The sequence below is a fragment of the Pseudomonas sp. B19125 genome (assembly GCF_044218855.1).
GTDB lineage: Bacteria > Pseudomonadota > Gammaproteobacteria > Pseudomonadales > Pseudomonadaceae > Aquipseudomonas > Aquipseudomonas edaphica.
On record NZ_CP162589.1, the window covers coordinates 696,485 to 708,119 of the forward strand.

An 11,635-nucleotide genomic window follows, 5' to 3' on the forward strand; every position below is an offset into this window, starting at 1 on the left:
ATATCGTGTTGTATGGCTTTGTTGCTGTATGGCGTAGCCCATGCCGACGGTATGTTGCCTGAAACAACGGTTGTCATTCTTTATGAAGAGAATGGCGAAGCCACGATCAATATAAAAAACACTGATCCAACCCCTGCGTTACTGCACTCCGTCATAGAAAATGTGCCCGAGGATCTTGAAACCCTGTTGATCGTCACCCCGCCCATTGCTCGCGTGGAGCCAGGGGAAACGCAACTGGTCCGGTTTATCAGCACCCTGAAGTCGCCGCTCAAGACTCAACGCCTCAAGCGCGTGTCCTTCGAGGGGATTCCCCAGGCGCGTGAGCCAGGTGGTGCGACCATTGGTATCACCCTGCGTCAAAACTTGCCGCTGATCCTGCACCCGGCAGGTTTGCCCCGGCACCAGGCACCTTGGGAACTGCTCAAGTGGAAGCGCCGGGGTGATCGCTTGAGCGTGCATAACGACAGTGCCTATGTGGTGCGCATGGGATTGGAAGTGCAGCTTAATCCGCTGAAACAAACCGGCTTGCTGCCCCGCACTTATATCCTGCCGGGTGAGGTGTTGACGCTCAATACCCAAGGGCCTGTGGCCGAGGTGTCCTCGGTGGTGCTGCAGCCGGCCACGACCTTTGGGTTTGCTGTCGATGACTACCAGGCAGATGTTCTGGGTCATGGGCGCTAAGCGTTCGATGACTGGACTGACGGTTCGCCGCCCGGGGCTTTTCATGGGGTTGGCAGCCTTGTGGGGTGCTCCCGGTTTTGCTTTGGCAGTCGAGTTGGGAGAGGGCTTTGACCTGGCTGTCCTGGCCAGCTATGGCATCGACCCGAAGGTCTCCGACTACTTTCGCAGTGCGGCGCGGTTTCGTGAGGGCAGGCAGATAGTGGGGCTGCGGGTCAACGGGAATTCCCTGGGGTTGGTCGAGGCCCGTTTCGATTATCAGGGGCAGCTGTGTTTTACCCAGGGTTTGCTGGAGAAAGCTGGCCTTAAAGTGCCCTTGGCGATCGTGCAATCGGGCATCTCGGCGGATCAGGCCTGTCACGATTTCGTGGGTGAGTTCCCCGCGACCATCGTCAGGTTGCAGCCGGGCAGCGAAGAAGTGGTGCTGGTTGTGCCTACCCAGTCCTTGCGTGAGCCTGAATGGGAAGTGGGAGGTTTTTCCGAGGGCGGTGCGGCGGCGTTGTTCAACTACGATGTGCTCGGGTTTCAGACCCAGTCGCGCAGTGGCCCCAGCCGGTTCGTTTCGGCTTATACCGAGGCGGGATTCAACCTGGGTAATTGGGTGGTCCGCAGCCGGCAGTTCTATATTTCTGATAACGGCAAAGGCAGCAGCGAGCATGTGCAGGCCTACGCCCAGCGTGATATCGCGGCGTTGCAGTCAACTTTCCAGGTGGGCCAGATCTCTACCCGAAGCCCGGTGTTCGGTGGGATTCAGCTATCGGGGTTACAGCTGTTTCCTGATGGTGTCTCCCGCGCCGGCGCCGATCATGGTGTGGTGGTGGAGGGTTTGGCCCACAGCCAGGCGCGTGTCGAGGTGCGCCAGTCCGGTGCGCTGATCCATACCACGTTAGTGCCCGAGGGGCCGTTCAGCCTGACAGGCTTGCCTTTGCTCAATGGCACCAGTGACCTGGAGGTCAGCGTTATCGGCACGCGGGGCGGCACACGCAGTTTCGTGGTGCCGGCGGCTTCCTTTGGTGCGGCTATTGCCGTAACCCCAGGCTTTGACTTCGCCCTTGGCAAGGTACGTGAACAGCTGAGCGAGGGCCGCGAGGCGCCGACTGTTGTCATGGGCAGCGGCACCTGGGGGCTTGGCCGGCAGTCATCCCTGGGGTTCGGTTTATTGAGTACAGATGAGTACCAGTCGGCCGGCGGCACTATGAGCAGTGTGTTTTTCCAGCGGGTTACCGTCAGTGCTCGGCAAAACATCTCGCGCGATGGTGAGGCGGGTGTGAACGGCAGCCGCAGCGCCGTATCCCTGGGCAGCCCGTTGGTGGCGGGTGTTGAGATGAGCCTGAGTGCGACGACCCAAAGCCCAGGTTATCGCGATGTCCTCGAGGCAGGCCCGGGTTTGAAAAAAAATGATCTGCAGACCCGTTTCCAGAATCAGTACACGGTAGGGTTCAACTGGGCAGAACCGACCTTGGGGGCTTTTTCAGTCAGCTACTCACGCAGTACGCAGTTTGATGGGCAGCTTGCCGAACATGTATTTGCCTCGTGGAACAAGGGGTTCAGGCAGGTGGATGTAGCGTTGATCGCCGACTCGCAGGTGGGCGCTTCGCGGCGGCGCAAGACCGCAAGCCGTGAGCGAGAAACACGTGATGAGGTCACGCCGGAGGGGCTGTCCTTGCGCCTGCAGGTCACGGTGCCCTTTGGAGAAGATCGCCGCCTGACGTCCTACGCCAGTCGCCGCAATGGCCGTGCCGATATGGGCACGGCATTGTCCGAGCGGGTCAATGAATATGTGAACTACGAAGTGGGGGTTGAGCGGGATCTGCAGGAGCGCCAGCAAGCGGTTCGCGCGAATGTTGACGTGATGCCGCGCTACACCCGTGTGGGCCTGGGCGTGAACCGCACGCCCACGAGCACCAGCTACAGCGGGCAACTGCAGGGTGCCGTGGTGGCTCACGCGCGCGGCCTGACCTTTTCCCCCTACGCAGTGCAGGACACCTTTGGTGTGCTTTCGGTGGGCGAAGTGTCAGCGGCCAAGGTTTCGACCCCACAAGGCCCGGTGTGGACCGATTACCGTGGGCATGCGGTGATTCCCGGCTTGCCGGCCTATACCACCAGCCACCTGGAGGTGCAGACCCAGTCCTTGCCCAAGCGGGTCGATCTCAAGAACGGCACCAAAATCCTCGCCGTCGGGCGCGGATCATTCAATACCGTGGATTTCCAAGTGGTGAATGTTCGCCGGGTACTGCTTGAGGTGCACGATGAGCAAGGTACACCTCTGCCCCAGGGCTCTGCGGTGTTTGGCCCGGACAACACCTACCTGACCAATGTGGTGGGTGAGGGCCTGATCTTTTTGAACCACATGGATGACGGGCAAATCCTCAGCGTTTCGCCGCCGGGCTCTGCCCGCGCGTGCCTGCTGCATCTGAACCTTGAGTCGCAATCCACAGAGGACAAGCTCTATGAAACGGCTTCGGCGATATGTCGTGCCCAATGAATCGGCGCAATACACCCTGCGTCGACTGTGCCTGGGCGTTAGCTTGTTGTTCATGCTCGCGATAGCGGCCCCGGAGGCTTCGGCGAATGACTGCCGCCTTTCCCTCAGCCAGCCAAGGGTCGACCACGGCGTGCTCCGGCGCGCGGAGTTGTTGGGCGAGCCGCTCGCAAGCCAGCCCATCATCCTGGGCAGGCGAACGCTGCAGCTGAGTGTCGTATGTGCCGAACCAGGGGCTGTCGCCTTGCGCTTTACGGGTGTTCCGGCGGGGACGCAAGGCTATCGATTCGGCCGACAGGGCAGCTTCACCCTGGCCCTCAAGCATGCCCAGGTCGATGGTCGCGCCGTTGAACTGAGTACGTCACAGCCCACAGAAACGGCTACCAGCGGGCACTTACTGCCCGGTCACGTGCTGATAGCCAAAGCCGGTGGTTTGCCGCTGACCGGCACACGCTTTTCAGCACAAGTGCAGATCGACACGTATTTACCGCCCGATGCCTTTTCAGTGCGCCACGAGACCGTCTTCGAAGGCCAGGGGCACTTTGAATGGTTGCCCGGCGGTTAATCGATCAGCCCGGCTGCTCCACCGAGCCGATGAAATTGGCGAACTCCGGCGTCTTTGGGTTGGCGAACAAGGTCTTGGGGTCGCCCACTTCATGCACCTTGCCCTGATGCATGAACACCAGCTTGTCCCCGACTTCCCGGGCAAAGCGCATTTCGTGGGTCACCATGATCAGGGTCATGCCGTCCTTGGCCAATTGGCGCACCACACTGAGCACTTCATTGACCAGCTCCGGGTCCAGTGCCGAGGTAATTTCATCGCACAGCAGCACCTTGGGCGACATGGCCAGCGCACGGGCTATGGCGACCCGTTGCTGCTGGCCGCCGGACAGACGATCAGGGAAGGCATCAAACTTTTCCCCCAGCCCCACCCGCTCCAGCATCTGCCGGGCAAGCTGGGCGGCTTTGGCCTTGGGCACTTTCTGCACCACTTGTGGCGCGAGCATGACGTTCTCGCCCACGGTCAGGTGTGGGAACAGGTTGAACTGCTGGAACACCATCCCGACTTTCTGCCGCAGGCTGCGCAGGTCGGCGCGGGCGGCGTCGAGGTATTCGCCGTCGACCTCAATTACGCCGTCGTTGATCGATTCAAGGCCATTGAGGGTACGCAGCAAGGTCGACTTGCCCGAGCCACTGCGGCCGATGATCGCCACCACCTGGCCTTCTTCAACCGTCAGGTCGATGCCCTTGAGTACGTGGTGATCGCCGTAATATTTATGCAGGGCGGAAATTCTAAGCAGAGGCATGCAGTCTCCTTTCCAGGTAGCGCGCACTGAGGGACAAGGGGTAGCAGAGCAGGAAGTAGCCGAGCGCCACCAGGCCGTAGACCATAAAGGGCTCGAAGGTAGCGTTGGCGAGCATGCCGCCGGTTTTGGTCAGTTCGGTAAAACCGATGATCGAGGTCACGGCGGTGCCTTTGACCACCTGCACCGAAAAGCCCACGGTGGGCGCCACGGCAATGCGCAGGGCTTGCGGCAGGATCACGTAGCGCAGTTGTTCAAGCGGGTTAAGCGCCAGGCTGGCCGAGGCTTCCCATTGCCCGTGGGCAATCGACTCGACGCAGCCGCGCCAGATCTCGGCCAGGTAAGCACTGGTAAACAGGGTCAAGGCAATCGCCGCCGCCAGCCAGGGCGAGATATCCACACCCAGCAGCGCGATGCCAAAAAACACCAGGAACAGCTGCATCAACAGCGGCGTGCCCTGGAACAGTTCAATATAGGTGCGCGCGAGATTGCGCGGGAAGGCTTTGCGGCTGATGCGCATCGTCATCACCAGTAAACCGATAACGCCGCCACCGACAAACGCCACCAGCGACAGCAGCAAGGTCCATTGCAAGCCGGTGGCGAGGTTGCGCACGATGTCCCAGAAGGAGAAATCACTCATCGGCTGTTCCTCATCACGTAGCGACGGCCGATCCAGTTGAGCAACTGGCGAATCATCAGCGCCATGCACAGGTACACCAGGGTGGTCAGTGCGTAGGTTTCAAACGCGCGGAAGTTGCGTGACTGGATAAAGTTGGCGGCAAAGCTCAGCTCTTCGGTGGCGATCTGCGAACACACCGCCGAGCCGAGCATCACAATGATGATCTGGCTGCTCAGGGCCGGCCACACCTTGCCCAGTGCCGGCAACAGCACCACATGGCGAAACGCCTCGAAACGCGTCATCGCCAATGCCGCTGCGGCTTCCAGCTGCCCGCTTGGGACCGCCTGGATGCCGGCGCGAATGATCTCGGTGGAGTACGCCCCCAGGTTGATCACCATCGCCAGTACGGCGGCTTGCCACTCGGTGATTTTCAGCCCCAGGGATGGCAGGCCGAAGAAGATGAAAAACAACTGCACCAGAAACGGCGTGTTGCGGATCAACTCGACATACACCCCGAAGACCCAGGAAAACGGCTGGATCTTCCATGCCCGCACCACAGCGCCGACGGTGCCCAGGGCCACGCCGAGGATCGCGCCGATAGCCGTCAGCTCAAGGGTAAACAGCGCGCCGCGTAGCAGCAGGTCGGTATTGGCCAGCACCGGCACAAAGTCAAATTGATACGCCATGAATCAGCTCCGCATCAAAGATCGGCAGGCAGTGGCTCTTTAAGCCACTGCATCGCGTTCTTTTCCAGGCTGCCATCGGCTTTGGCCGCGACCAGGATCTGGTTGACCTTCTCCAGCAGCGCTGGCTCGTTCTTGTTAACTCCCACGTACACCGGCGAATCCTTGAGTTTCACTTTCAGCTCCAGCCCACGTTTATTACTGCGCTCGCTGATCGCCACCATCACCACGTTGCCGCTGGCGATCAGGTCGACCTGGCCGGCCAGGTAGGCGGCGATGGTTGAGTTGTTGTCTTCGAAGCGCTTGATCGTGGCTTCCTTGGGCGCGACGGCGGTCAGCTCGATGTCTTCGATGGCGCCGCGGGTCACGCTGATGGTCTTGCCCTTGAGGTCATCGGTGGTGTGGATGGCCGCATCAGGTGGCCCGAACACGGCCAGGTAGAACGGCGCGTAGGCCTTGGAGAAGTCGATGACCTTTTCGCGCTCGGCGTTCTTGCCCAGGCTGGAAATCACCAGGTCGACCTTGCCGGTAGTGAGAAACGGGATACGGTTGGTGCTGTTCACCGGGGTCAGTTCCAGCTTGACCTTGAGCTGGTCGGCCAGCAGCTTGGCGGTGTCGACGTCCAGGCCACGGGGTTTCATGTCCGGGCCAACCGAGCCGAACGGCGGGAAGTCTTGGGGCACGGCAACCTTGAGGGTGCCACGGGCGACGATATCGTCCAGACCGTTGGCATGGGCGGGCGCCTGGCTCAGCATCAGGCTGGCAAACAGGGCAGTGAGCAGGGCGCTGTAGCGCTTGGTCATGGCAACTCTCCGGGGAAGGGCGCGGGAATATTCTGTTTCGAGCCATTGCACGGCCCATGCCATCACGGCGCCAATGGCCTGGAACGCTGGTATTTGTTGAGTTCTGGTGGTCTTACTGGTCTGAACAGTGAGCGAGTTTTTCGCACCTTTTTCGAGCGCCGATAAAACCCCGCGAGCCCCTTTGGGGCGCGGCTTGCCGCCGGCTGCGAATAGCTTTACAACTAGCCGCTCCGTTGACTGCAACCTTGAGTTTTCTATGAATTCCATCGCCCAAGCCGTACCGGAAGCGGCCCTGCAGGCCATCCGCAAACTGATCAAGGAACAGGGCTTTGCAGCGGGTGACGCGTTGCCGTCCCAGCGCGACCTGGCGGTACAGTTGGGCGTGAGTCGGGCATCGTTGCGCGAGGCGTTGTCGTCTTTAAGTGCATTGGGCGTGGTGAGTGTGCAGCCGGGTAAAGGCGTGTTTGTGCAAGAGGTGCAAGAAACGCCGGGGTTCGCCTGGCCCTTCGCTGCCCAGGCCACGCCCCTGGATATCTTCCAGTTGCGCTACGCCCTGGAAGGGTTCGCCGCGGGGTTGGCGGCAGTGACGTTGACTCTCGATGAACTGGACAGCCTGCAAGACAATGTCGAGGCCATGCGCAAAGTGCTCAAGGCTGGCGACTTCGAAGCCGCTGCCCGGCTGGACTTCGAGTTCCATCAGCGGATCCTGCTGGCCAGCGGTAACCAGGCGATGGTGAGCATCCTGAGTGCCAGTGCCGAGGTGTTCCTGGAGAGCCAGAAGCTACCGTTCATCCGACCGGAACGGGCCATGGAGACTTGGCAAGAGCACCGCAAGATCCTGCGTGCCCTGGCCAGGCGCGCCAGTGCTGCGGCGCAGAAAACCATGCAGGAACACGTACGCAATGCGGCATTGCGCACGGGCATCGCCTTCGTGACTCCCGTGACGCCGTGAGTGGGCTATACCCAAACTCATGCAACGCCATAGCAAGACTCAATCAGAGGCGGCTTCCTGAACGGGGGAAGGGCGGCTATGATGGGCCACGTTTTTTTTGCTTACAATCCGGAGACATCCATGAGCAACGATCTTATCAAGCACGTCACCGACGCGACCTTTGAGGCCGAAGTACTCAAGGCTCAAGGCCCGGTACTGGTTGACTACTGGGCTGAATGGTGTGGCCCTTGCAAAATGATCGCCCCTGTTCTGGACGACATTGCGACCACTTACGAAGGCAAGCTGACCATTGCCAAGCTGAACATCGACGACAATCAGGAAACCCCGGCCAAACACGGCGTGCGTGGTATCCCGACCCTGATGCTGTTCAAGAACGGCAACGTCGAAGCCACTAAAGTGGGCGCGCTGTCGAAGTCCCAGCTGCAAGCTTTCCTCGACGCGAACATCTAAGCGTCGTCAAAAAAGCCCCGCAAAATAGCGGGGCTTTTTCGTGAAACAGGGCTAGACGCTCCGAAATTCAGGTGGTACATTCGGCCCCGCACTGGTTTCTCCACTGCCCCCTGCAAGCCGTCGCCGACGCATTCCTTTTCGATTAGTACGCGATCCTGTCGCCTTCTCTGCGGCGCGGCCTCATTAAGCCAAAAGCTTAATTTCCCCCCTCCATAAATGATTACGTCATTCCTATATGAATCTGACTGAACTCAAGCAAAAGCCGATTACCGACCTGCTCCAATTGGCCGAAGAAATGGGCATAGAAAATATGGCCCGTTCGCGCAAGCAGGACGTGATTTTCTCCCTGCTCAAAAAGCACGCGAAAAGCGGCGAGGAAATCTCCGGTGATGGCGTGCTGGAGATTCTCCAGGACGGCTTCGGCTTCCTCCGCTCTGCAGACGCTTCCTATCTCGCCGGCCCAGACGATATTTACGTCTCGCCGAGCCAGATCCGTCGCTTCAACTTGCGCACCGGTGACACCATCGTCGGCAAGATCCGTCCTCCGAAGGAAGGCGAGCGTTATTTCGCCCTGCTCAAGGTCGACACGATCAACTTCGATCGTCCTGAGAACGCGAAGAACAAGATTCTCTTCGAGAACCTGACGCCGCTGTTCCCGACCGTGCGCATGAAGATGGAAGCCGGTAACGGTTCCACCGAAGACTTGACCGGTCGTGTCATCGACCTGTGCGCCCCGATCGGCAAAGGCCAGCGCGGCCTGATCGTCGCACCGCCGAAAGCCGGTAAGACCATCATGCTGCAGAACATTGCAGCGAACATCGCGCGTAACAACCCGGAAGTTCACCTGATCGTATTGCTGATCGATGAGCGCCCGGAAGAAGTAACCGAAATGCAGCGCACCGTGCGCGGCGAAGTGGTTGCCTCGACGTTCGATGAGCCGCCAACCCGCCACGTGCAGGTTGCCGAAATGGTGATCGAGAAGGCCAAGCGCCTGGTCGAACACAAGAAGGATGTGGTGATCCTGCTCGACTCCATCACCCGTCTGGCGCGTGCCTACAACACCGTGATCCCAAGCTCCGGCAAGGTACTCACCGGTGGTGTCGATGCCCACGCCCTGGAGAAACCAAAGCGTTTCTTCGGTGCTGCGCGCAACATCGAAGAAGGCGGCTCGCTGACCATTATCGCCACCGCGCTGGTTGAAACCGGCTCGAAGATGGATGAAGTGATCTACGAAGAGTTTAAAGGTACCGGTAACATGGAACTGCCTTTGGACCGTCGTATCGCTGAAAAGCGTGTGTTCCCTGCGATCAACATCAACCGCTCCGGCACCCGCCGTGAAGAGTTGCTGACCGCCGACGACGAACTGCAGCGCATGTGGATCCTGCGCAAGCTGCTGCACCCGATGGACGAAGTAGCCGCCATCGAGTTCCTCATCGACAAGCTGAAAACCACCAAGACCAACGACGAGTTCTTCCTGTCTATGAAGCGTAAGTAATACTACGGTTCAGGTCTGAGAAAATGGTGCCCTTGAAGGGTGCCATTTTTTTTGCGCCAAACAGGGAGGTTTGTGTGCCGAGAGTGTCAGTAAAGAAACAAAAATGGCGAGTACGCCTACGCTCTCTTCAATTTGTATCAGGCTGATTACGATTTATGACCGCTCTTGCTTACCGAAGAGACATTGATGGCCTGCGCGCCATTGCTGTCCTGGCTGTGGTTTTGTTCCATTTTGGGGTTCCCGGCGTTACTGGCGGTTTTGTCGGCGTTGATGTGTTCTTCGTGATTTCAGGTTTCCTGATTACCTCGATCATCTGGCGCGAGCGTGAAGCGGGGCGTTTCAGCTTCGTCGATTTCTGGGCGCGACGGGCACGGCGTATCCTGCCGGCTTTGCTGGTCATGATGTTTACGTCATTGGTGGCTGGCTGGTTCTTAATGGCGCCCAAAGACTATTCGGAATTGGGACGCTCGATACACAACCAAGTGGTGTTCATCTCCAATCTGTTCTTCATGCGCCAGGACGGCTATTTCGACACGGCCTCCGACATGAAGCCGATGTTGCACACCTGGTCGCTGTCGGTTGAAGAGCAGTTCTACATTGCCTTCCCACTCTTGCTGGCGCTGTTGTCGAGCTGGCTGAAGCAGTGGCGCAGCGCCTTGTTTGTATTGCTGCTGGTGTCGTTTGCGGCGAGCGTGTGGGCGGTGGCCAATGAGCCGGACAAAGCCTTCTTCCTGCTGCCCATGCGTGCCTGGGAATTGTTGGCCGGGTCCATGCTGGCTGTGATGCCAGTGCGGGCAGGGCGGGCAAGTCCCCTGTTGGCGCAAGCTGTGAGTCTGTTCAGCCTGGGCCTGATTCTTGTGGCGGTATTGGGCTACAACGCCAACACCGCGTTCCCTGGGGCGGCGGCTTTGTTGCCTGTATTGGGTGTGGTGGGGTTGATTTGGGCTAACGGCCAACACCCAACCTGGGTAGGGCGCTTGCTGGGCAGTCGCGTGTTGGTGGGCATCGGGCTGATTTCCTATTCGTGGTACCTGTGGCACTGGCCGGTGCTGGTGTTTGGCAAGTACGCGAGTATTTTTGGCCTGCCCTCCTGGGCGCTGGCGGGTCTGTTCGTCTTGAGCCTGGTGCTGGGTTATGTGTCCTGGCGGTTCGTCGAGGGGCCGTTTCGTGAGCGGCGCCTGCTGGCGGGTCGTCGGTCGATTCTGATCGCGGGCGTGGTCGGGCTCGCCGGCCTGGGTCTGATCGGCAAAGGTCTGGTGTGGTCGGATGGGTTTGCATCGCGGCTGTCGCCCCAGGCACTACAGTTTGCCCAAGCGTATACCTGGAGCCCCACGCTGATTAAGTGCCTGTCGGATGACAAGAAAGACCCGAACCGCAAACTTTGCCATTTTGGCCCGCAGGCGAGTGCTGCCCGCGCATTGGTCTGGGGCGACAGCCATGCCTCGGCACTCATCCCGGCGTTGAACGACGGCTCGCGCAAGTACGACTTCGGCATCACTCAGGCCGGTTACGCCGGGTGCCTGCCGTTCGACCGCAAAGAAAACACCCCAGGCTGCCGAGCGTTCAACGAGCGTGTCACCCAGTTGTTGAGCAAGGAACAGTTCAGTGATGTGGTGCTGGTAGCCCGCTGGAGCCTTTACGTTTATGGCCAGCGCTCCGGCGACACCGGCGCTTCCCTTCATGATCCGCAAACGGGCAAGTACGACCGCGCCGTCGCTGAACGGCTGTTTGCCGAGGGTGTGAGTGCGCTGGTGCAGCAACTGCGTGCCAGCGGGCACAGGGTGTGGCTGGTCAAGGAGGTACCGCTGCAGGCTTTCAACGTGCCTTACCGGCTCAGTCGCCTGGCGATGCTGGGACGCCCGACCGACCGCGAAGGCTTGCCCCTGGCCGAGCACGTCGAGCGCCAGGCCTATATCAGCAGCGTTTTTGAGCGCATCGCCGCGGCAGACCCCGGTGTGCAACTCATGGACCCCGCGCCCAAGCTGTGCGAGACGAATGGCTGGTGCCGGGTCGAGCGCGATGGCCAGTCGCTGTATACCGATGACAACCACCTCTCGGCCGTAGGCACGCGTTATGTGGAAGGGTTCCTTGAGCCCTTCTTCCACACCATGCGTAATGAGTCCGTTGAGTCGGGTGTGAGTCGCAATGACGTGCAATAAGCTGCCAGCG

11 protein-coding genes are annotated in these 11,635 nt (G+C 59.8%); 7 read left to right on the plus strand and 4 right to left on the minus strand.

Annotated elements, in window-relative coordinates; genetic code table 11:
- The first annotated feature begins 12 nt into the window (after positions 1-12).
- The 3 genes from AB4P96_RS03040 to AB4P96_RS03050 are packed head-to-tail and all read left to right on the plus strand — an operon-like array spanning position 13 to position 3,725.
- Positions 13-681 carry a fimbria/pilus chaperone family protein gene (locus tag AB4P96_RS03040; protein WP_099550287.1) on the plus strand — a complete coding sequence of 223 codons (669 nt, stop codon included), beginning with the start codon at positions 13-15 and terminating at the stop codon, positions 679-681.
- Positions 682-724: 43 nt separating this feature from the next.
- The gene (locus AB4P96_RS03045; RefSeq protein ID WP_395600968.1) at positions 725-3,163 is read left to right on the plus strand and encodes a fimbria/pilus outer membrane usher protein; all 2,439 of its coding nucleotides are present in this window, start codon (positions 725-727) and stop codon (positions 3,161-3,163) included.
- On the plus strand, positions 3,129-3,725 hold the full coding sequence (locus AB4P96_RS03050; protein WP_017135247.1) for a hypothetical protein: 597 nt from the start codon (positions 3,129-3,131) through the stop codon (positions 3,723-3,725). The genes AB4P96_RS03045 and AB4P96_RS03050 overlap by 35 nt, the downstream gene beginning before the upstream one ends.
- 4 nt (positions 3,726-3,729) lie before the next feature.
- On the opposite strand, the gene AB4P96_RS03055 is transcribed toward AB4P96_RS03050, so the two are convergent.
- The 4 genes from AB4P96_RS03055 to AB4P96_RS03070 are packed head-to-tail and all read right to left on the minus strand — an operon-like array spanning position 3,730 to position 6,569.
- On the minus strand, positions 3,730-4,467 hold the full coding sequence (locus tag AB4P96_RS03055; RefSeq protein WP_017135248.1) for an amino acid ABC transporter ATP-binding protein: 738 nt from the start codon (positions 4,465-4,467) through the stop codon (positions 3,730-3,732).
- Positions 4,454-5,104 (minus strand): amino acid ABC transporter permease, encoded by a 651-nt coding sequence (locus AB4P96_RS03060; RefSeq protein WP_017135249.1) that lies wholly within the window; start codon positions 5,102-5,104, stop codon positions 4,454-4,456. The genes AB4P96_RS03055 and AB4P96_RS03060 overlap by 14 nt, the downstream gene beginning before the upstream one ends.
- The gene (locus AB4P96_RS03065; RefSeq protein WP_017135250.1) at positions 5,101-5,769 is read right to left on the minus strand and encodes an amino acid ABC transporter permease; all 669 of its coding nucleotides are present in this window, start codon (positions 5,767-5,769) and stop codon (positions 5,101-5,103) included. Before AB4P96_RS03065 ends, AB4P96_RS03060 begins: the two co-directional genes overlap by 4 nt.
- Positions 5,770-5,783: 14 nt before the next feature.
- Positions 5,784-6,569: a transporter substrate-binding domain-containing protein gene (locus tag AB4P96_RS03070; protein WP_017135251.1), complete on the minus strand. Its 786-nt coding sequence runs from the start codon at positions 6,567-6,569 to the stop codon at positions 5,784-5,786.
- A 256-nt stretch (positions 6,570-6,825) separates the two neighbouring features.
- On the opposite strand from AB4P96_RS03070, the gene AB4P96_RS03075 reads away from it, so the two are divergent.
- The 4 genes from AB4P96_RS03075 to AB4P96_RS03090 all read left to right on the plus strand — a co-directional run bounded on the left by AB4P96_RS03075 (position 6,826) and on the right by AB4P96_RS03090 (position 11,625).
- Positions 6,826-7,521 carry a FadR/GntR family transcriptional regulator gene (locus tag AB4P96_RS03075; RefSeq protein ID WP_169988007.1) on the plus strand — a complete coding sequence of 232 codons (696 nt, stop codon included), beginning with the start codon at positions 6,826-6,828 and terminating at the stop codon, positions 7,519-7,521.
- Positions 7,522-7,641: 120 nt separating this feature from the next.
- Positions 7,642-7,971, plus strand: a complete 330-nt coding sequence (gene trxA, locus AB4P96_RS03080) for a thioredoxin TrxA (protein WP_003213989.1) — start codon at positions 7,642-7,644, stop codon at positions 7,969-7,971.
- Between the two features lie 235 nt (positions 7,972-8,206).
- Positions 8,207-9,466 (plus strand): transcription termination factor Rho, encoded by a 1,260-nt coding sequence (rho, locus tag AB4P96_RS03085; protein WP_003176825.1) that lies wholly within the window; start codon positions 8,207-8,209, stop codon positions 9,464-9,466.
- Positions 9,467-9,621: 155 nt separating this feature from the next.
- Positions 9,622-11,625 (plus strand): acyltransferase family protein, encoded by a 2,004-nt coding sequence (locus tag AB4P96_RS03090; RefSeq protein WP_017135253.1) that lies wholly within the window; start codon positions 9,622-9,624, stop codon positions 11,623-11,625.
- Positions 11,626-11,635 lie beyond the last annotated feature (10 nt).

Coding starts and splice junctions, on each gene's coding strand:
- AB4P96_RS03040 (WP_099550287.1), top strand. CDS start 13: ATGGCTTTGTTGCTGTATGGCGTAGCCCATGCCGACGGTATGTTGCCT.
- AB4P96_RS03045 (WP_395600968.1), top strand. CDS start 725: ATGGGGTTGGCAGCCTTGTGGGGTGCTCCCGGTTTTGCTTTGGCAGTC.
- AB4P96_RS03050 (WP_017135247.1), top strand. CDS start 3,129: ATGAAACGGCTTCGGCGATATGTCGTGCCCAATGAATCGGCGCAATAC.
- AB4P96_RS03055 (WP_017135248.1), bottom strand. CDS start 4,467: ATGCCTCTGCTTAGAATTTCCGCCCTGCATAAATATTACGGCGATCAC.
- AB4P96_RS03060 (WP_017135249.1), bottom strand. CDS start 5,104: ATGAGTGATTTCTCCTTCTGGGACATCGTGCGCAACCTCGCCACCGGC.
- AB4P96_RS03065 (WP_017135250.1), bottom strand. CDS start 5,769: ATGGCGTATCAATTTGACTTTGTGCCGGTGCTGGCCAATACCGACCTG.
- AB4P96_RS03070 (WP_017135251.1), bottom strand. CDS start 6,569: ATGACCAAGCGCTACAGCGCCCTGCTCACTGCCCTGTTTGCCAGCCTG.
- AB4P96_RS03075 (WP_169988007.1), top strand. CDS start 6,826: ATGAATTCCATCGCCCAAGCCGTACCGGAAGCGGCCCTGCAGGCCATC.
- trxA (WP_003213989.1), top strand. CDS start 7,642: ATGAGCAACGATCTTATCAAGCACGTCACCGACGCGACCTTTGAGGCC.
- rho (WP_003176825.1), top strand. CDS start 8,207: ATGAATCTGACTGAACTCAAGCAAAAGCCGATTACCGACCTGCTCCAA.
- AB4P96_RS03090 (WP_017135253.1), top strand. CDS start 9,622: ATGACCGCTCTTGCTTACCGAAGAGACATTGATGGCCTGCGCGCCATT.